This window comes from Streptomyces sp. 351MFTsu5.1, assembly GCF_000383655.1.
In the GTDB taxonomy this organism is placed as follows: Bacteria; Actinomycetota; Actinomycetes; order Streptomycetales; family Streptomycetaceae; genus Streptomyces; species Streptomyces griseorubiginosus.
In genome coordinates this window covers 24,831-45,006 of sequence record NZ_KB911796.1, presented here as the reverse complement: position 1 = coordinate 45,006, position 20,176 = coordinate 24,831, and the positions used below count along the sequence as shown (strand labels likewise).

At 70.8% G+C, this 20,176-nt stretch carries 21 protein-coding genes and 1 tRNA gene; 9 read left to right on the top strand and 13 right to left on the bottom strand.

Annotated features, from left to right (window positions below):
- Positions 1-55 precede the first annotated feature (55 nt).
- Together rlmB and H295_RS0135555 are read left to right on the top strand one after the other, a co-directional pair.
- Positions 56-997, top strand: a complete 942-nt coding sequence (gene rlmB, locus H295_RS0135560) for a 23S rRNA (guanosine(2251)-2'-O)-methyltransferase RlmB (protein ID WP_020140125.1) — start codon at positions 56-58, stop codon at positions 995-997.
- A gap of 140 nt (positions 998-1,137) precedes the next feature.
- Positions 1,138-2,733, top strand: coding sequence for a DoxX family protein (locus H295_RS0135555; RefSeq protein WP_078616848.1), 1,596 nt, complete (start codon positions 1,138-1,140; stop codon positions 2,731-2,733).
- A gap of 202 nt (positions 2,734-2,935) precedes the next feature.
- Here H295_RS0135555 and H295_RS0135550 read toward each other — a convergent pair whose 3' ends face one another.
- The 3 genes from H295_RS0135550 to H295_RS0135540 form a co-directional block, all read right to left on the bottom strand.
- Positions 2,936-3,667 (bottom strand): nucleotidyltransferase family protein, encoded by a 732-nt coding sequence (locus tag H295_RS0135550; protein WP_020140123.1) that lies wholly within the window; start codon positions 3,665-3,667, stop codon positions 2,936-2,938.
- Between the two features lie 60 nt (positions 3,668-3,727).
- Positions 3,728-4,186: a hypothetical protein gene (locus H295_RS0135545; RefSeq protein ID WP_020140122.1), complete on the bottom strand. Its 459-nt coding sequence runs from the start codon at positions 4,184-4,186 to the stop codon at positions 3,728-3,730.
- 216 nt (positions 4,187-4,402) lie between these two features.
- Positions 4,403-5,539: an ABC transporter ATP-binding protein gene (locus H295_RS0135540; RefSeq protein ID WP_020140121.1), complete on the bottom strand. Its 1,137-nt coding sequence runs from the start codon at positions 5,537-5,539 to the stop codon at positions 4,403-4,405.
- Positions 5,540-5,731: 192 nt separating this feature from the next.
- Between H295_RS0135540 and H295_RS0135530 the strand changes: the two genes are divergently transcribed.
- A tRNA-Thr gene (locus H295_RS0135530) sits at positions 5,732-5,805 on the top strand.
- A 45-nt stretch (positions 5,806-5,850) separates the two neighbouring features.
- Here H295_RS0135530 and H295_RS0135525 read toward each other — a convergent pair.
- On the bottom strand, positions 5,851-6,330 hold the full coding sequence (locus H295_RS0135525; protein ID WP_020140120.1) for a GNAT family N-acetyltransferase: 480 nt from the start codon (positions 6,328-6,330) through the stop codon (positions 5,851-5,853).
- A gap of 1 nt (position 6,331) precedes the next feature.
- Positions 6,332-7,258: an aminoglycoside phosphotransferase family protein gene (locus tag H295_RS0135520; protein WP_028810046.1), complete on the bottom strand. Its 927-nt coding sequence runs from the start codon at positions 7,256-7,258 to the stop codon at positions 6,332-6,334.
- Between H295_RS0135520 and H295_RS0135515 the strand changes: the two genes are divergently transcribed.
- Together H295_RS0135515 and H295_RS0135510 are read left to right on the top strand one after the other, a co-directional pair.
- Complete coding sequence (locus H295_RS0135515) at positions 7,257-7,898, top strand: rhomboid-like protein (protein WP_106961032.1); 642 nt, start codon at positions 7,257-7,259, stop codon at positions 7,896-7,898. The two genes, H295_RS0135520 and H295_RS0135515, sit on opposite strands and share 2 nt — an antisense overlap.
- A gap of 11 nt (positions 7,899-7,909) precedes the next feature.
- A complete protein-coding gene (locus H295_RS0135510) occupies positions 7,910-9,307 on the top strand; it encodes an NAD(P)/FAD-dependent oxidoreductase (protein ID WP_028810045.1) in 1,398 nt (465 codons plus the stop codon).
- Positions 9,308-9,368: 61 nt separating this feature from the next.
- On the opposite strand, the gene H295_RS0135505 is transcribed toward H295_RS0135510, so the two are convergent.
- Positions 9,369-10,898: an MFS transporter gene (locus tag H295_RS0135505; protein ID WP_078616847.1), complete on the bottom strand. Its 1,530-nt coding sequence runs from the start codon at positions 10,896-10,898 to the stop codon at positions 9,369-9,371.
- On the bottom strand, positions 10,895-11,869 hold the full coding sequence (locus tag H295_RS0135500) for a zinc-binding dehydrogenase (RefSeq protein ID WP_020140115.1): 975 nt from the start codon (positions 11,867-11,869) through the stop codon (positions 10,895-10,897). The genes H295_RS0135505 and H295_RS0135500 overlap by 4 nt, the downstream gene beginning before the upstream one ends.
- A 209-nt stretch (positions 11,870-12,078) precedes the next feature.
- Between H295_RS0135500 and H295_RS0135495 the strand changes: the two genes are divergently transcribed.
- Complete coding sequence (locus H295_RS0135495; protein ID WP_078616846.1) at positions 12,079-12,753, top strand: pentapeptide repeat-containing protein; 675 nt, start codon at positions 12,079-12,081, stop codon at positions 12,751-12,753.
- Positions 12,754-12,846: 93 nt separating this feature from the next.
- Here the strand turns inward: H295_RS0135495 and H295_RS0135490 are convergent, their stop codons facing one another.
- Positions 12,847-13,347 carry a hypothetical protein gene (locus H295_RS0135490; RefSeq protein WP_020140113.1) on the bottom strand — a complete coding sequence of 167 codons (501 nt, stop codon included), beginning with the start codon at positions 13,345-13,347 and terminating at the stop codon, positions 12,847-12,849.
- Positions 13,348-13,386: 39 nt separating this feature from the next.
- Here H295_RS0135490 and H295_RS0135485 point away from each other — a divergent pair, with 39 nt between their 5' ends.
- Positions 13,387-14,829: a M1 family metallopeptidase gene (locus H295_RS0135485; RefSeq protein WP_020140112.1), complete on the top strand. Its 1,443-nt coding sequence runs from the start codon at positions 13,387-13,389 to the stop codon at positions 14,827-14,829.
- A gap of 22 nt (positions 14,830-14,851) precedes the next feature.
- Here H295_RS0135485 and H295_RS44130 read toward each other — a convergent pair whose 3' ends face one another.
- From H295_RS44130 to H295_RS0135470, 3 genes are all read right to left on the bottom strand, one after another.
- Entirely contained in the window at positions 14,852-15,394 is a 543-nt protein-coding gene (locus H295_RS44130) for a GNAT family N-acetyltransferase (protein WP_020140111.1), read from the bottom strand.
- Positions 15,395-15,545: 151 nt separating this feature from the next.
- Entirely contained in the window at positions 15,546-15,716 is a 171-nt protein-coding gene (locus H295_RS0135475) for a hypothetical protein (protein ID WP_020140110.1), read from the bottom strand.
- Positions 15,717-15,828: 112 nt separating this feature from the next.
- Positions 15,829-16,770 (bottom strand): alpha/beta fold hydrolase, encoded by a 942-nt coding sequence (locus H295_RS0135470; RefSeq protein WP_051135671.1) that lies wholly within the window; start codon positions 16,768-16,770, stop codon positions 15,829-15,831.
- A 114-nt stretch (positions 16,771-16,884) separates the two neighbouring features.
- Between H295_RS0135470 and H295_RS0135465 the strand changes: the two genes are divergently transcribed.
- Positions 16,885-17,487: a TetR/AcrR family transcriptional regulator gene (locus tag H295_RS0135465; RefSeq protein ID WP_020140108.1), complete on the top strand. Its 603-nt coding sequence runs from the start codon at positions 16,885-16,887 to the stop codon at positions 17,485-17,487.
- A 2-nt stretch (positions 17,488-17,489) separates the two neighbouring features.
- On the opposite strand, the gene H295_RS0135460 is transcribed toward H295_RS0135465, so the two are convergent.
- On the bottom strand, positions 17,490-18,095 hold the full coding sequence (locus tag H295_RS0135460) for a Uma2 family endonuclease (RefSeq protein WP_020140107.1): 606 nt from the start codon (positions 18,093-18,095) through the stop codon (positions 17,490-17,492).
- Positions 18,050-18,904 carry a helix-turn-helix domain-containing protein gene (locus H295_RS0135455; RefSeq protein WP_028810041.1) on the bottom strand — a complete coding sequence of 285 codons (855 nt, stop codon included), beginning with the start codon at positions 18,902-18,904 and terminating at the stop codon, positions 18,050-18,052. Before H295_RS0135455 ends, H295_RS0135460 begins: the two co-directional genes overlap by 46 nt.
- 373 nt (positions 18,905-19,277) lie before the next feature.
- Here H295_RS0135455 and H295_RS0135450 point away from each other — a divergent pair, with 373 nt between their 5' ends.
- Positions 19,278-20,099 (top strand): hypothetical protein, encoded by an 822-nt coding sequence (locus tag H295_RS0135450; protein WP_028810040.1) that lies wholly within the window; start codon positions 19,278-19,280, stop codon positions 20,097-20,099.
- The last annotated feature ends 77 nt before the right edge of the window (positions 20,100-20,176 follow it).

Here is a 20,176-nt window from a genome sequence, read left to right as displayed (position 1 = left end):
CGGGCGGCACACTTCATAGACGTACGTACGACTTTTCACGACAGACGGGTAGGTCATGGCAGCCAACAACCGCCGCATGTCCGGCAAGAAGGGCGCGCAGGTCGGCAGTGGCGGCCAGCGGCGCAAGGGCCTGGAGGGCAAGGGGCCGACCCCGCCCGCCGAGATGCGCAAGGGCCACAAGAAGAACCGAATCGCCAATGCGCAGGCGAGGCAGACCGCGCGCCGTCCCGCAGCGCGCGGCCGCGGCGGCAAGGGCACCTCGGAGATGGTCGTCGGCCGTAACCCGGTCGTCGAGGCGCTGCGCGAGGGCGTGCCCGCGGTGACGCTCTACGTCCAGCAGTTCATCGACAACGACGAGCGGGTGCGCGAGGCGCTCCAGCTCGTCGCCGACCGCGGCGGCGTCCACCTCATGGAGGCCCCGCGTCCCGAGCTCGACCGCATGACCAACGGCCTCAACCACCAGGGCCTCGTTCTGCAGGTCCCGCCGTACGAGTACGCGCATCCCGAGGACCTCGCCGCGGCCGCCTACGACGACGGCGAGGACCCGCTGATCGTGGCCCTCGACGGGGTGACCGACCCGCGCAACCTCGGTGCCGTCGTCCGCTCGGTGTCCGCGTTCGGCGGCCACGGCGTCGTCGTACCGGAGCGGCGTGCGGCCGGCATGACCGCCGGCGCCTGGAAGACGTCCGCCGGCACCGCCGCCCGCACCCCGGTCGCCCGCGCCACCAACCTGACCCGCGCCCTGGAGGCGTACAAGAAGGCGGGCATCGCGGTCGTGGGCCTCGCCGCCGACGGCGAGCACGAGGTCGGCGAACTGCCGGCCCTGGACGGCCCCGTCGTCATCGTCGTGGGCAGCGAGGGCAAGGGCCTGTCCCGGCTGGTCGGCGAAACCTGCGACTTCCGGGTGCGGATCCCGATGCCGGGCGGCGCCGAGTCCCTCAACGCCGGTGTGGCGGCGGGGATCGTGCTGTACGAGGCGGCCCGGCGACGCGCCTGACGGCAGAAGCCGAGGTGGGTGAACGGGCGTTCGGACTCGTCACCCACACGCGGCATTCCCGGCGTACCGTGCAAGCTTGACGGGGTCCGGACAGATCCGCCCGGTCAAAGCAGTGTCCTAACCACACGTCACTCGGTTAGATGAGTGTGGACACCAGAACACCCCGCACACCCACGGGGGACGGCCCGTCGGGATTCGACGACGCTCCCGCGCTGAGCATGGTGAAGGTGCCGAGCGATCCGGCGCAGATCATCGTCAATCATGCGAGCTTCCGCGTGCAGTTGGGCGCGTCGACGAGACGCGCCCAATCCCCGCGGATCGCACGGCACTTGATCGCCGCCGACGACAGCGCCCGAATGCCGGCCGGCGGAGCCGCGGGGCGCCGCCGACCCGTCGTGTGGAGCGGCAGGTCCGCCCCCGACGACACCGGCGCCCACCGCCTGTTGCAGGCCGTACGGGGCGGCAGCGTCGGCCACGCCGAGCCCCCGGCCGCCGACGCCGGCGCCACCCAGGTCATCCCCCGCATCGACGTCGACCACGGCTACCAGGCCGACTACGACGACGAGTTGGCCCAGACCATGGAGACCCCGGTCGTCGGCGCCCAGCGCAGCTACGACGCCCACGGCACCCGACTCCTGCCGGACATGCCGGCGGTCGGCAGCGCCGACGACGAACCCGCCTACCCGGACGACGACTTCGAGGACACCGGTCGCAGCTTCAAGCGACAGGGCGACGAACCCGCGCGGCACGCCTACTACCCGGGCCGCCGCATGAACCTCGGCGTGGTCCTCCTACCGCTCCGGATCTTCCTCGGCTTCATCTCCATCTACGCCGGCATGGGCAAGCTCTGCGACCCCGTCTACTTCGACGGCGGCAAGCGCGGCTCCATGGTCAAGTGGCTCAACACCCTGCACCCGTGGGAAGTCGCCGAACCCCTGCGCCAGTTCGCCCTCCAGCACCCCGTCGGCTCCGGCCTCGTCATCGCCTTCCTCCAGGTCATCGTGGGCGTCCTCACGATCCTGGGCTGCTGGCAGCGGGTCGCCGCGGTCGTCGGCGCCGGCCTCTCCGCCGCGCTCCTCGTCACCGTCAGCTGGAAGAGCATCCCCGCCTACGACACCCCCGACATCATCTACCTCGCCGCCTGGTCCCCGCTGATCATCGCGGGCGCCCCCGTCTACTCCATCGACGGCCGCCTCGCGGGCAGCGCCTGGCGGCGCCTCGGCCCCCGCTCCGACATCTGGGAGCTGCGCCGCTACGTCCTGCGCCGCGGCGCCCTGCTCACCGCGATCGTCACCGGCCTGACGCTGCTCATCGGCTCGGTGCTCGGCGGTGCCGTCCGGGACGCCGACCGCGTCATCGTGCCCGGCCCCGGAGAGGCCCCGCGCAACGAACTGCCGGGCTCCCCGCTCCCGCAGGACTCCGTCAAGGCCCGCAAGAAGAGCCCGTCGGCCTCCACCCGGCCCAGCCACGGCGCCACCCGGAGCCCGTCCGCCGACACCTCGGCCACGCCCGGCGCCACCCGCGACACCGGCACCGGCACCGGCGGTTCGCCCAGCCAGACCCAGGGCACCACGGGCCGCACCACGCCCCAGCAGTCCTCCCCGGTGCAGCAGGCCCCCAGCACCACCTCAGGCCCCACCGGCAGCACCAGCAGCTCCGGCGGCTCGACAGGCGGCTCCGGCACCGGGGGCTCGTCCTCCGGCCAGCCGGGCCTGGTCGGCGGCCTGTTGGGGTAGGCGGGCCGGTGGGAGACGTACTGGGCGACCCCACCGGCTGAGAGACACGGCCCGCGCAGAGAGAAGGTCCCGCACAGAGGATGTGCGGGACCTTCTCGGCGTCGGCGAGCCGTGGCTTTCAGGGGCGCGGGGCCGTATCGATGTGCGGCTCCGCCGCGCGGGCGCCACAGGCCACGACGGACCCGCGCCCGGAGGACGACCGTCAGCGTCCCAGTGCCGCCAGTTCCTTCGCGGCCTCGGTCAGATCCTTGGCGGTGTCGATGGCCCGCCAGTACGCCCCCTGAGGAATCGGGAACCCGGCAAGCCGCAGCTCACGCGCCAGCGTCGGGAACGTGGTCCGCTCGTGATCCCCCCGCTCCGGCAGCAGCTCGGCGAACGCGGGCGAGAAGACGTACACACCGGCGTTGATCTCGAAGGTGGACGGCGGGGCCTCGATGAAGTCCGTGATGTGCCCGAACCCGTCCGTCTGCACGGCCCCCCACGGAATCCGCGGACGCGCCAGCGCCAGCGTGGCCACCGCGTCCCGCTCGGTGTGGAAGTCGGCCATGTCCCGCAGCGAGAACCGGGTCCAGATGTCACCGTTCGTCGCGTACCAGGACTGCCCGGGGTGCGGCAGATGCGCCGCCGCGTACTTCAGACCGCCACCGCGGCCCAGCGGCTCGGTCTCGATGACGGTCTTGACCCGCACCGGCAGGTCCGCCGTCTTCAGCCAGTCCTGGAGCACCTCGGCGAGGTGCCCGCAGCTGACCACCACGTCCGTCACGCCTTCCTCGGCGAGCCAGACAAGCTGATGGCCGATGATCGGAGTCCCCGTGCCGGGGATCTCGACCATCGGCTTGGGCCGGTCGTCGGTGTAGGGGCGCAGCCGGGAGCCCTGGCCGCCGGCCAGGATCACGGCCTGGGTCGGACGGGACGCGGCGTTCGGATCGGTCATGACCGGAACTGTACGACGCGCCCCGATCCAGGCCTCGGGTGGCGTGCCTTTTTGTGTGGATCAGCTGTGGGCCGCCGCCACACCCGTCGCGAACGACGTGTCACAGACGGGGCGGGCGTACGACTGCGCGCGCGTCGGGCCGTACACACGGACCGCGGCGCGGCCCAGGGCCCGCGCGATGGACACACAGTGCTTCGCGAGCGACGGACGCCCGTTCACGGCCTCCTGGAGGTGGGTGAGGGCGGTGCCCGGGTCCTTCTCCTGGAGTTCGGTCAGGAGTCGCTCGCGCAGGACGTCCTGCGGGGCGAGGGGGGCGCTGCGCGGCTTGCCGTCCGAGACCGTCGCGTCCGACGCGGTGAGCACCGAGGAGCTCGAGGGATCCCCCGACCAGTTGACTCGGGTGACCGCGAGGGTCCCGGAGAGCACCAGGACGACCGGCAGGACAAGGGCGAGGGAGCGGCCGATACGGCGGGCGGGGCCCCGGCCGCGTCGCGTCTGTTGGTAAGTGGAGTGCTTCACGCGTGTGAGGGTAGCGTGCGGTAATGATTTGGCGACATTTAGTCACCGGTTCGGGGGATGAGATGGTGCCGCTTTTTGGGTAAGGCGTTGACGTACGCTGCTCGAAATGACCGGTCTGCCGGGGTTTTCGCCGACGGTGTCGGAGCGCGGAGAGGGCCCCGCAGACGTGCTGCGGGGCCCTCTCCGTCAACCTGGGTGAATTGCTGCGGTTCGTCCTCAGTCGGAGAGGCGCTCGCCCGTGGAGGTCGAGAACACGTGGGTCTCGCCCGGACGCGGCACGACGTGCAGCGTGGCGCCCTTCTCCGGCACCGCGCGGCCGCTGACCCGCACGACCAGGTCCTTCAGCTCGCCGTCGACCTTGGCGGAACCGTAGACGTAGCCGTCGGCGCCGAGCTCCTCGACGACGTTCACGGAGACCGCGAGGCCGGCCGGGGCGTCCTCGGTGTCCTTGGAGAGGGCGGAGGCGGCGGCGCCGTTGTGCTCGACGACGTCGAAGTGCTCGGGGCGGACGCCGACGGTGACCGTGGTGTCACCCTTGTCGGAGGCGGCCTTGAGGGCCTCGCGGTTGACGGGCACCACGCTGTTGCCGAACTTCACGCCGCCGTCGGTGATCGGGACCTCGACGAGGTTCATCGCCGGGGAGCCGATGAAGCCGGCGACGAAGAGGTTCGCCGGGCGGTCGTACATGTTGCGCGGGGAGTCGACCTGCTGGAGCAGACCGTCCTTGAGCACGGCCACGCGGTCGCCCATCGTCATGGCCTCGACCTGGTCGTGGGTGACGTAGACGGTGGTGATGCCGAGACGGCGCTGGAGCGAGGCGATCTGCGTACGCGTCGACACACGGAGCTTGGCGTCGAGGTTGGACAGCGGCTCGTCCATGAGGAAGACCTGGGGCTCACGCACGATGGCGCGACCCATGGCGACACGCTGGCGCTGACCGCCGGAGAGGGCCTTCGGCTTGCGGTCCAGGTATTCGGTGAGGTCGAGGATCTTCGCGGCCTCCTCGACCTTCTGCCGGATCTCCGCCTTGTTGACGCCGGCGATCTTGAGCGCGAAGCCCATGTTGTCGGCGACCGTCATGTGCGGGTACAGGGCGTAGTTCTGGAACACCATGGCGATGTCCCGGTCCTTCGGCGGCAGGTGCGTGACGTCACGGTCGCCGATGCGGATGGCGCCGCCGTTGACGTCCTCGAGCCCCGCCAGCATGCGGAGCGAGGTGGACTTGCCACAGCCGGACGGGCCGACCAGGACGAGGAACTCGCCGTCCTCGATGTGGATGTCGAGACCGTCGACGGCGGGCTTCGTGGAACCCGGGTAAATACGGGTCGCCTTGTCGAACGAAACAGTGGCCATGGCTCAGAGGCCCCCTTCTACCGGCAGGAACGTGCCGGACGATCCGTTGTAGGAAGGTGGTGGTGTAGTCCACACAGGGACTGGCTCAGGACGGTACCCGGCGTTCACGCGTATGTCAGTACCTGGAGGACTGTGAACTTCGCGGAAATTTTCGAGCGGGCCGCCATGGTGACCTGGGTACACTGCACGGGCGCCTCCTTAGCTCAGCTGGCCAGAGCAACGCACTTGTAATGCGTAGGTCGTCGGTTCGAATCCGACAGGGGGCTCTGCACAGCCCAGGTCAGGAGATATCTGACCTGGGCTTTTGTGTGTCATGCGGGGGTGGAGGCGACCTTGGTGAGGGCTTCGTCGGTCAGGCGGTACACCGTCCACTCGTCCTGGGGGCGGGCGCCGAGGGACTCGTAGAAGTCGATCGTCGGGGTGTTCCAGTTGAGGACGGACCATTCGAGGCGCTGGTAGCCGCGTTCGACGCAGATGCGGGCGAGTGCGGTGAGGAGGGCCTTGCCGTGGCCGCCGCCGCGGGCCTGGGGGCGGACGTAGAGGTCCTCCAGGTAGATGCCGTGGGTGCCGCGCCAGGTGGAGAAGTTGAGGAACCAGACGGCGTAGCCGATCACCGTGCCGGTGGTGTCGGTCGCCACGAGGGCGTGGGCGGCGGGGTGGGGGCCGAACAGCGCCTCGTGGAGTTGTTCCTCGGTCGCGCGGACCTCGGTCAGGGACTTCTCGTAGTCGGCGAGTTCGCGGATCAGGGTGTGGATCGTGGGGACGTCGGCGGGGGTGGCGGGGCGGATCACTTCAGGCTCCGTGGGTGCGCAGGCGGTGGGCGATCTCGAGTCGGCGGGGTTCGAGGGGGCGGCCGTCCTCGATGTCCCAGAGGGCGTTCTGGAGGAGCCGTCCCATCGTCCAGGCCCGCGCGCGGGCGCGGTCCAGGCCGAGGATGTCGGTCATGGCGTCGAAGCGCCAGCGGGTTTCGTCGGGGTCGTAGCGGTTGTCGAGGGCGGGCCAGAGGTCGAATCCGGGGTCTCCGGCCAGCGGCTTGGGGTCGATGGCGAGCCAGGGGGCGCGGCCTGCGGCGAGGACGTTCTCGTCGTGCAGGTCCCAGTGCAGGAGGCGGTCGCCGGGTTCGTCGGCGACCTCGCGTACGGCGGCGGCGCAGTCGGCGACGGTACGGCGGGTCTCGGGGTCGGGGATGTGGGGGAGTGCGTGCGGGGTCCGGTCCAGCATGGCGTGCGCGATGTCGCCGAGGCGGCGCAGGCCGGCGGGGGCGGGCCCCGCGGTCAGGTGGGCGAGGAGGTGGGCGATGACGAGGACGGCGTCGCGGGTGCCGGGCAGGGTGGACAGCATGCGGGTGGAGTCGAGGCGTTCCAGGAGCATGGTGTGGGTGACCGGGTCGTGGTCGAGGAGGCGGACCGCGCCGTCGCCGTCCCACCGGCGCAGGGCGACAGGTTCGCCGGCGCTCTCCTCGTCGAGGAGCTGGAGTTTCAGGACGGCCGGGGTGGCGTCGCCGACGCGGACGACGGGCAGGACGAGCGCGGTGACCCCGTGCAGGGGTGTGCCGTCCGGTCGGAGGTCCCAGCGGGCCAGGAACTCCTCGACCAGTGTGGGCAGTCCGGCGATGAACTCCCGTCCCCGTTGGCCGTTGTAACGCTCCTGTGTCGCTGCCAGTTCCGCCGGGATGTCGATCACGTGCCGGACCCTACCGGCGTGCGTGAATCGGCTCATGCGGATTAACCGGGGCGTCCACAGGGTGGGGGAGTACGTCCGCCGTGCTCCCGGCACCTATGTGTGGCTGACGGTCCTTTTCGTGACGACGGTGGCGTTGCACCACATGTCGCCGGCGTTCGAGGAGCAGTTCCTGCGGCAGCGTTCGACCAACATCCATGAGTTGTCGAGCAATCCGGTGCGGGTGCTGGTCGCCAGTGCGATGTGGATCGACAGCGGGCACTGGCTGCCGTACGTCGTCCTCTTCTCCGTCTTCCACGCGCAGGCGGAGCGCTGGCTGGGCACCGCGCGCTGGCTGGCGGTGTGCGCGGCGGCGCATGTGCTGGCCACGCTGATCAGTGAGGGGGCGCTGCTGTGGGGGATCCGGCACGGGATGGCACCGGAGTCCGCGGTCAACACGCTGGACGTCGGGGTGAGTTACGCGCTCGCGGGGGTGGTCGCGGTGCTGGTGTACCGGATTCCGCGGCCGTGGCGGTACGTGTACGGGTTCGTGGTGCTCGTCGTGTACGCGGTGCCGTTGGTGACCGGGCGGACCTTCACGGACCTGGGGCACTTCACCTCCGCGCTCATCGGATTCGGGTGTTATCCGCTGGTGAGAGTGCGGAATCCGAAGGAGACAGCGGGTGCGTCGGCGGGTTAACGTCCCTGGCCATGAGCAGCAGGGTCGTGAACGGCGGTATCTCCTTCTGGTACGCGGACGACGGCTTCCCCGAGGCGCGGGAGCCGCTCGCGGGTGACGCGTCGGCGGACGTGGTGATCGTCGGGGGCGGGTACACGGGGCTGTGGACGGCGTACTACCTGAAGAAGGCCGTGCCCTTTCTGCGGATCACCGTCCTGGAGCAGAAGTTCTGCGGTTACGGCGCCTCGGGGCGCAACGGCGGCTGGCTGTACAACGGCGTCGCGGGCCGCGACCGGTACGCGAAGTTGCACGGGCACGAGGCCGCCGTACGCCTTCAGCGGGCCATGAACGACACCGTCGACGAGGTCGTCCGGGTGGCCGGTGAGGAGGGCTTCGACGCCGGGCTCCACAAGGGCGGGGTGCTCGAAGTCGCGCGTACGCCCGCGCAGTTGGCGCGGCTCAGGGCCTTCCACGAGCATGAGGTGTCGTACGGCGAGAAGGACCGTGAGCTGTACGGCGCGCGGGAGACGGCTCGGCGGGTGCGGGTTGCGGGCGCGGTGGGTGCGTCCTGGACGCCGCACGGGGCGCGGGTGCATCCGGTGCGGCTGGTGAAGGGGCTGGCGGCGGCGGTGGAGGCGCTGGGTGTGGTCGTTCACGAGCACACTCCGGTGACGGAGATCCGGCCCAAGCACGCGGTGACGCCGTACGGGACGGTCCGGGCGCCCTATGTCCTGCGCTGCACGGAGGGCTTCACGGCGGCGTTGAAGGGGCAGCGGCGGACCTGGCTGCCGATGAACTCCTCGATGATCGCGACCGAGCCGCTGAGCGAGGAGCAGTGGGCGGCGATCGGCTGGGAGGGGCGGCAGACGCTGGGGGACATGGCGCACGCGTACATGTACGCGCAGCGCACCGCCGACGGGCGGATCGCGCTGGGCGGGCGCGGGGTGCCGTACCGTTTCGGATCGCGCACCGACAACGACGGGCGGACGCAGGCGGCGACGGTCGAGGCGCTGCGGGAGATCCTCGTGGACTTCTTCCCGATGCTCGTCGGGACGCGGATCGAGCACGCCTGGTCGGGGGTGCTGGGGGTGCCGCGGGATTGGTGCGCGTCGGTGACGCTGGACCGTTCGACCGGGCTCGGCTGGGCGGGGGGTTACGTCGGCTCGGGCGTCGCGACCGCCAACCTGGCCGCCCGGACCCTGCGGGATCTGGTGCGGCAGGACTCGGGTCAGGGCGGGCGGACCGAGCTGACGGAACTGCCGTGGGTGGGCCACAAGGTGCGCAAGTGGGAACCGGAGCCGCTGCGCTGGCTGGGTGTGCAGGGCATGTACGCGACCTACCGCTCGGCGGACCGCCGGGAGACGGCGACCCACAGCGCGGAGTCGTCGAGGCTGGCGCGGTGGGCGGACCGGGTGGCGGGGCGGAGCTGACGCCTGCGGCGCTCAGCGGGCTTGCCCCCGCTCACAGCGCCCCGCCCACGTCGCCTCGCGTTCACGCCACCGATTCCGGTACCGGCGTCGGCGCCTGCGCCCCCTGTTTCGGGGGCTTTGTCGTGACCATCAGGCCTGCGATGAGGCCGGCCAGGAGCATGATGCCGGCGGCCCACCAGATGGCCACCGTGTAGCCGTGCACCACGCCCTCCTTGATGATCAGGGCTTTCCTCGACGGGTCGGTGAGGTGCGAGGTGATGTACGCCGTGCTGCTGGTGGTGGCGATGGTGTTGAGCAGGGCCGTACCGATCGAACCGCCCACCTGCTGCGAGGTGTTGACGGTCGCCGAGGTGACCCCGGAGTCCTGCGGGGCGACCCCCGCGGTGGCGGTGGAGAACACCGGCATGAAGGTGAGGCCCATGCCCAGGCCCATCAGCAGCAGGGCGGGCAGGATCTCGGTGGTGTAGGAGCTGTCCACCGTCATCTGCGTGAGGATCACCATGCCGCTCGCCGCGAGGACCATGCCGGGCACCATGAGCATGCGCGGTGCGACCCGGTTCATGAGGCGGGCCGAGATCTGGGTGGAGCCGACGATGATCGCGGCGGTCATCGGCAGGAACGCGAGCCCGGTGCGGACGGGGGAGTAGGCCAGCACGACCTGGAGGTAGTAGGTCATGAACAGGAACAGGCCGAACATCCCGATGACGGCGAGCCCCATGGTGAGGAAGCAGCCCGCGCGGTTGCGGTCCTTGACGATGTGCAGCGGGAGGAGGGGCATCGGGGCCCGGGACTGCCACCACACGAAGACGGCGAGGAGGACGACGCCCCCGAAGAGCAGGGTCAGCACCAGCGGGTCGCTCCAGCCCCGCGGCTGGGCCTCGCTGAAGCCGTAGACGATCGCGACGAGGCCGCCGCAGCCCAGCAGCACGCCGGGCACGTCGAGGCGGGCGCCCGCGTGGCCGGGCCGGTCGTGGAGGAGGACGAGGGCGCCGAAGAAGGCGATCACCGCGATGGGCACGTTGACGTACAGGCACCAGCGCCAGTTCAGGTACTCGGTGAGCAGGCCGCCCACGATGAACCCGATCGCGGATCCGGAGCCCGCGAGGGCGCCGTAGATCCCGAAGGCCTTGCCGCGTTCCTTCGGGTCGGTGAAGGTCGTCGTCAGCAGGGACAGCGCGGAGGGGGCGAGGACGGCCGCGAAGACGCCCTGGAGGGCGCGGGCGGCGAAGAGCATGCCGGAGCCGGTGGCGGCGCCGCCGAGTGCGGAGGCGGCGGCGAAGCCGACCAGGCCGATCATGAAGGTGCGCTTGCGGCCCACCAGGTCGGCGATGCGCCCGCCGAGCAGGAGCAGGCCGCCGAAGGCGAGGGTGTAGGCGGTGATCACCCATTGCCGGTTGGCGTCGGACATGCCCAGGTCCTGCTGTGCGGAGGGCAGGGCGATGTTCACGATGGTCGCGTCGAGGACGACCATCAACTGTGCGAGGGCGATGACCACCAGGCCCCACCAACGGCGTGGATCTTCACCTGTCCGGGTGACATTCACCTGGCCAGAAGACCATGGATCGGTACGGGACGCATCTGGGCGTGTCATGGCTCGAGGACCACCTTTCCGGTTGTGCCGCGGCTCTCCAGCGCGCGGTGCGCGGTGGCCGCCTCGGCGAGCGGGAAGCGCTGCACGGCGGGCGTGAGCCGGCCTGCCGCGGCTTCGGTGAGGGCGCGGAGTTCAAGGGTGCGGAGCGGGTCGGGGCCGGCCTTGCGCAGCATCGCGGGGCCGAGGACTTGTTCGGAGACGCCTTCGACGAGGTAGGGGCTGCCGTCGTGGATGCCTTCGCCGGACCAGCCGAAGACGATGTGCTGTCCTTCGGGACCGAGGAGGCGGACGGATGCACGGGCGATGTCCCCGCCCACCCCGTCGAACACGACGGTGGCGGGCCGGCCGCCGAGGAAGGCGCGGACCTTGTCGGCCCACGCGGAGTCGGTGTAGTCGACGGCGAGGTCGGCGCCGTTCGCCGCGACCAGGGCGACCTTGCGCGGGCCGCCCGCGAGGCCGACGACCGTGGCCCCGGCGTTCTTCGCGTACTGCACGAGCAGCGTGCCGATGCCTCCGGCGGCGGCCGGGACCACGACCACGGAGTGGGGGCCGAGTTCGGCGAACTGCACGATTCCCATCGCGGTACGGCCCGTGCCGATCATGGCGACGGCCTGTGCGAAGTCGAGGCCGCCGGGGATCTCGTGGACGCGCTCCACGTCGGTGACGGCGAGTTCGGCGTAGCCGCCGGGGGCGAAGCCGAGGTGGGCGACCACGCGCTTGCCGAGCCACGACCCGGCGACGCCGTCCCCCAGCGCCTCGACGATCCCGGCGACCTCGCGTCCGGGGACGGTGGGCAGCGCGGGGAGTTCGGGCAGCGGTCCCTGGTGGCCCTCGCGCAGGGCCGTGTCCAGGAGGTGCACGCCTGCGGCGCGTACGGCGATACGGACCTGGCCGGGGCCCGGTGCCGGGTCGTCGGTGGTCTCGTAGGTGAGGTTCTCGGGGCCGAAGCTGTGCAGGCGGATGGCGTGCATGGGAGGAGCTCCTCTGTCGTCCTGTCGGTCTGTCCTCAGGGGCCCACTCTTCGACCTCAAGCATGCTTGAGGTCAAGGGCGCTGCGGCCGAGTGCTCGTTGTCTCGCCTCTCTTTCGTCCCTATGACTGCCGGAGGGCGCCGGAATGTGACATGAGGACTGTTGTTGCAGGTCAGGGCGGTTGTCAGTGGTGGGGTGCAGGATGGGGGCATGGTGAGCCGAGGGACGGGTGCGGGCAGGGTGAAGGGGGCGCGGCGGCCGGAGGTGCGGTTGCCGCCGCTGGAGCCGTTCGGGGGAGGGGAGCTGGAGCCGGACGGGGACTACGACGGGCTGGAGTTCCCGGAGGCGGACTTCGCGGGCCAGGACGGGGCGGGGGCCCGTTTCATGGACTGCGCGCTGAGAGGGTGCGCGCTGGACGAGACCCGTCTGCACCACGCCCGCTTCCTCGACTCGGTCCTCACCGGGATCCGGGGTGTCGGCACCGATCTCGCCGAGTCGACGCTTCGGGACGTGGAGCTGGTCGACGCCCGCCTGGGCGGAGTGCAGTTGCATGGGGCGGCCCTGGAGCGGGTGGTGATCCGCGGCGGCAAGATCGACTACCTGAACCTGCGTACGGCCGTCCTGCGGGACGTCGTCTTCGAGGGCTGTGTGCTGGTGGAACCGGACTTCGGGGGTGCGCGGCTGGAGCGCGTGGAGTTCGTGGACTGCGCGCTCAAGGGCGTGGACCTGACGGCGGCGACCCTCAAGGACGTGGACCTGCGCGGCGCCGCGGCGCTGGAGATCGCGCGGGGGGTGGACCGCCTGGCCGGGGCGGTGATCAGCCCGTCCCAACTCCTGGACCTGGCCCCGGTGCTGGCGGCGGAGGTGGGGATCCGGGTGGAGTAGGGGACGCTAGAAGCGGCGCGGGAACCGGCGGTCGGTGGTACTCCCTGACGAGGAGCGCCGGGGGTTGCTCCTGCTCACCGGGGGGGCTCCTGCTCACTTCACCCGTGGGAATCGGGCCTGGAGTGTCCAGATCGCCGGGTTCTCGCCCAGGTCCTCGTGGAGGTCGATCAGGTCGGCGATGAGGTCGTGCAGGAAGTCACGTGCCTCGCGGCGGAGTTCGGCGTGGGAGAAGGTGAGCGGGGGCTCCTCGGCCCGCATCCAGTCGGCCTCGACGTCCACCCAGCCGAACCGGCGCTCGAAGAGCATGCGGTCGGTGGACTCGGTGAAGTCGAGTTCCGCGTGTTGGGGGCGGGAGGCGCGGGAGCCGGCCGGGTCGCGGTCGAGGCGCTCGGCGATGTCGCACAGCGCCCACGCGAAGTCGAGCACCGGCACCCATCCCCAGGCTGTGGACAGTTCCCGGTCCTCCTTGGTGTCCGCGAGATAGACGTCCCCGCAGAACAGGTCGTGCCGCAGCGCGTGCACGTCCGCCCGCCGGTAGTCGGTCTGCGGGGGGTCCGGGAAGCGGTTGGAGAGGGCGTAGCCGATGTCGAGCACGTACGTGATGGTGTCACGGGGGGCTCGTAGGATCGCCGCGTGCCCCGTTCCGCGCTGTTCGCTCCCCTCTCCTCCTTTTCCCCCCTCCCCTCCCGCGCTCCCCTCGCCCTGCTCCTCGCGGGCGCCCTGTCCGCGTGCCTGCTGACCGGGTGCGACGGCGGGGTGCACGGCACCCCCGGCGGCTCCGGCCTGCGCGACCCGTACTTCCCGAAGATGGGCAACGGCGGCTACGACGTCACCCACTACGACCTCGACCTCGCCTACGACCCGGGCACCGAGCGGCTCTCGGGCACCGCGACCCTCACCGCCCGCGCCACCCAGGACCTCACCGCATTCGACCTCGACCTCGACGGCCTGGACGTCGAGAAGGTCACCGTCGACGGCGACGGGGCCCGCTGGAACCGCGCCGGCCAGGAGCTGACCGTACGGCCGCACGACGACCTCGACCAGGGCCGCGCCTTCCGGGTGACCGTCCGCTACTCCGGCACCCCGAAGACGATCACCGACCCGGACGGTTCCGATGAGGGCTGGCTGCCCGGCCACGGCGGGGCGGTGGCCCTCGGCGAACCCACCGGCTCGATGGCCTGGTTCCCCGGCAACCACCACCCCTCCGACAAGGCGTCCTACGACCTCACGATCACCGTCCCCCAGGGCCTGCAGGCCGTCTCCAACGGCGAGTTGACGGCACAGCGGACCGCGGACGGCCGTACGACGTCCACCTGGCACACCGCCGAGCCCATGGCGAGCTACCTCGCCACCCTCGCGATCGGCCACTACGACATCCAGCGCTCCACGACCCCCTCCGGGCTGCCCCTGTACACGGCCGTCGACCGGACGGAGGTGGCCGCGAGCCGGAAGGTGCTGGCGCGGATCCCGGAGGTGCTGCGGTGGGAGGAGGACACCTTCGGGCCGTACCCCTTCTCCTCCGCGGGCGTGATCGTCGGCCCCCGGGGCTCCGCGGAGTACGCCCTGGAGACCCAGAACCGCCCCTTCTTCCCCGGCTCGCCCGACATCGCGACCCTCGTGCACGAGCTGGCCCACCAGTGGTACGGCGACTCGGTGTCCCCGCGGAGCTGGCAGGACATGTGGCTCAACGAGGGCTTCGCGACCTACGGCGAGTGGCTGTGGGAGGAGAAGCACGGCGGGAGAAGCGCGCAGCATATCTTCGACGAGGTGTACGCCCGCGGCGCGGACGACGACGTCTGGGCCTTCCCGCCCGCCAAGCCGTCGAGCGCGGCGCACATCTCCGACAGTCCGGTCTATGTGCGGGGCGCGATGGTCCTGCACCGGATCCGGCAGACCGTCGGCGACACCGTCTTCGCCCGTATCCTGCGGGGCTGGGCGACGGCCCACCGGCACGGCACCGCGGACACCGCCGACTTCACGGCGTACGTCGAGAAGCAGGCCCCGGACAAGGACTTCACCTCGATCTGGGACGACTGGCTGTACGGCGAGGGCAAGCCCCCGAAACCCGGGTCCTGACGCCCGCCGCCCGCTGTGCTGCTCACCGCCCCTCAGCCGCGGCGCCCCCGCCCGACAGCTCCTTCCGCAGCACCGCGCAGGGCCGGCCCCGCCCGCGGTCGGCCCGGTGGTCGATCACCTCGTAGCCGAGGGCCGTCCAGAAGGCGAGGGCGCGGTCGTTGCCGTCGAGGACGGCGAGGCGTACGGCGGTACGGCCCTCGGCGCGGAAGCGGTCCTCGACGAGCTCCGCCATCGCCCGCCCGTGGCCCTGCCGGTGCAGTGCGGCGTCCACCATCAGCAGCCCGATCCAGGGATCCGGGTCGGCCGGGTCGGGGTGGCGGCCGAGCGTGACGACGACCCCGACGAGGTGCCCCTCACTGCGCGCGAGCAGCACCTCCGCGTCCGGCTGCGCCAACTCGTCGGCCAGTTCGGCGGCCACCTGCTCCGGGCGGATGTCGTCGGGATCCGGGAAGTCACCGCTCAGGGCGTGGAAGTCCCGGTTGGCGGCGTAGAGGGCGGTGAGCTCGGTGAGGAGGGGGGCCGGGATGTCACGGTCCCGCGTGAGGGCGAGGGGGCTGAGACGCATACGGGCACGGTAGTTGCCGCCTGCTGTCACGCGGGTGCGGCCGGGCCCCCTGATCCCCGGTACCTCGGATCGGCGCCTGAGACATGCCTGGGGCCCCGGGAACGAACGTGCCCGGGGCCCCACAAACCGGCTGCTGCTTCCCTGTGACTGCCTACCAGCGATACCAGCGGCCCTTACGACCGCCCGCGTCCGCGCTGCGCAGCACGAAGCCGAGCAGCCAGACGACCAGCACGATGACGGCGAGCCACCACAGGGCCTTCAGCGCGAAACCCGCACCGAAGAGAAGCAGGGCCAGAAGCAGAACGACAAGCAGGGGAACCATAGTTATCAACCTCCGCCGGTCCTGTTGCCCGGCGATTCGAAGAACACACAGCTAATCTGCCTGGTTTCTTCACGACTCTTCCGGGAACTGGACCCAGTTTCGTCACTGGCGTTCAGTGCGTCGCCGGCCGGCCGATCTCCGTGGTGTCCATGAAGTCGAGCATCTTCCGGTTGGTCAGTTCCGCGTGGTCGATCTGCGGGCCGTGGCCGGTCCGGGAGATGATCTCGGCCCGCGCGCCGGGGACCAGCCGGGGTATGCGTTCGACCTGCCGGTCGGGGTGGACCAGGAGGCTGCGCCTGCCGAGCACCAGGTACAACGGCGTGCGGATCGTGCCCAGTTCGGCCTCGGTGAGCGGCTGCGGCACCGGACGGCGGATGCGGTAGGCGCGGACCGCGGTGCGGATCATGGCCCGCAGTTCCGGGACGACGAGCACGGGTTGCTCCAGCCAGGACGCGAGACGTGGCCGCAGTGCCTTGGGGGCGAAGGTGGCGAACAGGCTCGCGAAGATCCACACGAAGAAACGCAGTCCCACCTTCTCCAGGCCCCCGGGGTCGAGCAGCGTGACCGAGGCGAGGCGTTCCGGTGCGCGGTGTGCCTGGTTCAGGACGAGCCAGCCGCCGTACGACGAGCCGAGGAGGTGCACCTGGTCGAGCTCCAGGCCGGCGAGTGTCTCGTCCAGCCACTGCGCGGCCCGCCCGGGCTCGTGGAGGGGTGCGCGCTGCACGCTGCGGCCCGGGTCGCCCGGGGTGTCGACGGCGTAGACGGGTCGTTCGGCGCTGAGGTCGGGGGTGTTCGGGTACCACATGGCGGAGCAGGAGCCGGCGCCGTGGATCAGCACGACGGGGGTGCGCTCGCGGGCGGCCGGGTCCTCGGGGTCGTAGCGGTAGACGTGCGTGGTCCCGAAGGACGTCTCCACGTCCAGCTCCGCGGCGGCGGGCGCGCCCAGGGCGTAGACCGCGTCGCAGGCGGCGAAGTAGCGGTCGCGCCAGGCGTCGCTGACGAAGCGGCCGACATCGGGCCGGGAACGGACGGTTGTGGGCTCGGGCACGGCCACCTCCAGGGCAGTCGATCTTTGTGATACGAACGTACCACAAACGTGGTACGGCTGTATCATCAAAAATCGGCGGCAGAGTCCCGGAAGGGGACCGGGAGCGGAGAGGGTCGAACCATGCCCAAGCGCGTGGATCACGCGGAGCGGCGCACCGAGATCGCGCGGGCCCTGGTCCGGGCCGCCGGGCGGCAGGGGCTGCACGCGGTGGGGATGCGGGACGTGGCGGCTGAGGCGGGCGTCTCCCTGCGGCTGGTGCAGTACTACTTCGAGTCCAAGGAGAAGCTGCTCCTGTTCGGACTACGGCACCTGGCCGACAGGTTCGGAGAACGGGTGACCGCCCGGATCCGCGCCGCCGGTGACGACCCCGGCCCGCGGGCGGTGATCGAGGCGCTGCTGATGGCGGCGTTGCCGGTCGACGAGGAGAGCCGCCTGTTCCACCACCTCTACACCTCGTACGCCGTGCTGTCGGTCACCGACGAGGCCCTCGCGGCCCAGCCGTTCATCAAGGACCCCGACACCGCCGAGACCACCCTCGCCGGGCTGCTGCGGCAGGCGGCGGACGCGGGACTGCTCCGGGCCGGTACGGACACCCACGCCGAGGCGGTCGGCCTGCTGGCCATGTCCGCGGGCCTCGGCACCAGCGTCCTGGTGGGCCAACGCGACGCCGACTCCGCCCAGGCCGTCCTCCGGTACCACCTGGACCGGATCTTCCGGGGCTGAAGCTAGTCCTGGTACCTCGGCAGGTCGTCCGTGGAGATGGTCCAGTCGCCGATGGTGACGTCCTCGCCGTAGACGAAGTCCTTGCGGGTGGCGTAGCGGGGGCCGTCGGGGGTGGGGTGGATGTCGGTGAGGACGGCGCCGGTGGCGGTGCGGGGGTCGAAGATCGCGTAGACGGGGACGCCGATCAGGGGGTAGTCGCGGACCTTGCTGACCCAGTCGTTGTCGGGGTTGGAGCGGGATACGACCTCAATGGCGGCACGGACCGTTCGGGGGTCGAAGGAGCCGTCTCCTTCCATCTCCGCCTCGGTGATCACCATGACATCGGGACGGCGCATGATGCCCTCGGGCTCGTCCTCGACGTCGGGTTCGCCCGTGTGAGCCACGAGCGCCTCCGGCATCACCTGTTCCAGGCGCTTGCGGAGTCGCATTCGAGTCAGTTCGTGAGGGCCGCTGGGAGAACCCAGATCGTGGACGAGGCCGTTCTTGGTGATCTCGAACTTGCCCGGCAATGTGTCTTCGACTGACTCCAGGAAGGCACGTGCTGCCCGGTAGTGGTGAGAGTTCACGTCGGCGGCGCTTGCGTGGTCGTGGTTCGGCAGTCGCGGCATTGGCCCGGTTCCGGGGCGCGGAAGACGCGAGTGCAGCCGTCGCAGGTCTGGAACGGGTGTCGTGGGGGCGGCGGTTGGACCGGGGGGCGGTGCGGGGGCAGGGGTGGTAGCTCCGCGGTGAGGCGGTGGGCCAGGAGGGCCGCTGGGCGGTGCAGGGGTTCTGCGGGGAGGCGGGACGTCAGGGCGTCGCGTACGGCGGTCGGCGTCAGGTCCCGTTCCAGCCAGGCGGCTACCCCGGGGGCCAGGTGTTCCGTGTCCGTCGCCGACAGGAGCAGGCGGGGGTCGGCGCGGCGCAGGGTGCTGAGCACGTCGATGGCCTGCTGGAGGAGGGCGGGAGCCCGGTAGCCCGGCTGCGGTACGGCGGGCAGGAGCCGCTTGCGGGGCGCCGGCCGCTTCTTCGGCGGGCCGGGGGCCTGGTCCTCGCCGGCCCGGCCGCGATGACCCGGCCGGTTGCAGGAGACCGTGCGGGTGACGATGTGGCCCCTGGCCACGCGTTCGTGGGTGCGGCGCAGGTAGCCGTGGGTCTCCAGCTCCCGCAGGGCGGCGGCGATACGGTCCCGGCCCTCGGGAAAGCGGGACGCGAGGGTCTTGATGTCCACGGCGGCGCCGGTGGGGAGGGACTGGATGTACAGGGCCAGCCCTCTGGCCACGAGCGAGAGCTCGGGGTGCTGGGCGAGGTGGTTGCCGATCACCGTGAAGCGTTCGGTGTGACGGGCGTTCTCGTGAACGAGGCCCCCCACGCGGGGGTGGTTTTTGCCCTCGGTACGGGACTGGGGGCGCGGGGGCGCGCTAGGGTTTTGCGTGTCCATCGGGAAGGTGCTCTTCCTTGGTGGTCAGGCCCTCGCATCGGGATGCCAGTCCCCGCGAGGGCCGTTGTATGTCCGCAGCAGGTCCGCGGTGGTGTTGCGCTGACTGTAGAGCAAGCAACCGGTCCGAAATCCAGCTGAGTTGGCGATGTTCACCCGGGCGAGTGAGGCGGGTGAGCTGCGACTTCGCGGCGGGAGGAGGGGTGGGGCTTGGTGGGGTTTCTTTCTCCCGGGGTCCTTTGGAAAGAGCGCCACCGACACCGGCACCCGGATCCCCAGGTGCCGGTGATTACGCACTTATTGCACAAAAAATCTTCACCCGTCCAGCGCGTGTTCCTAGGATGCGGAGATCAACAGACCCGTACGTGGGGGATACATGCGAATACGCCTTGTGGTCACCGCCGTTGTCTCCGGAGCCGTCGCGCTGTCCGCGCTCGCCGTTCCGGTCGCCGCGCAGGCGGCGGAACGTGTGCCGGCGAAGCTCCGGCCGAACGACTCGCTGGGGAACACCAAGTTCACGAACGCGGTCGTCAACGGCGGCAAGGACATCGTGCTCGGCACCAGCGGCACGAAGTCCGTCGTCGTCACGTACACCGCGACCGACCAGAACGGTGTCGCGGTCACCGAGGCCTTCCTGTGGCAGGGCACCGACAGCTCGACCACGGAGGGCATCACCGGTGGCCTCGGGACGGACGACGACCCCGACTGCACGGAGACGGCCACGCAGGGCGTCTACAAGTGCAAGGCCGTCTTCAACATCCACCCGGCCACCGACATGAAGGACAACGGCGTCGCCGGGACCTGGAAGCTGTTCCTGGGGGGATGGGACCTCTACGCGAACGCCAGTTACAACGACGACGTCACCACCGCGTCCATCAAGAAGGCCGCCACGCTGACCGCCGACGCGACTCCCGAGCCGGTCAAGAAGGGCAAGACCATCACCGTCACGGGCAAGCTCGCCCGCGCGAACTGGTCGACGGGCAAGTACGCGGGCTATGTCTCGCAGCCCGTGAAGCTCCAGTTCCGCAAGAAGGGCAGCAGCACCTACACCACCCTCAAGACGATCAAGACCAACAGCACGGGCGTCCTGAAGACCACGACCAAGGCCACGGTCGACGGCTACTACCGCTACTCCTTCGCCGGCACGTCCACCACCGCCCCGGCGACGGCTCCGGGCGACTTCGTCGACGTCAGGTAGGACAGCAGAAGCTCGGGGCCACTGACCAGATGACAGGGAAAAGCAGCGCCGGTCTTGGGTAGGTGCTGGCCGCGCCG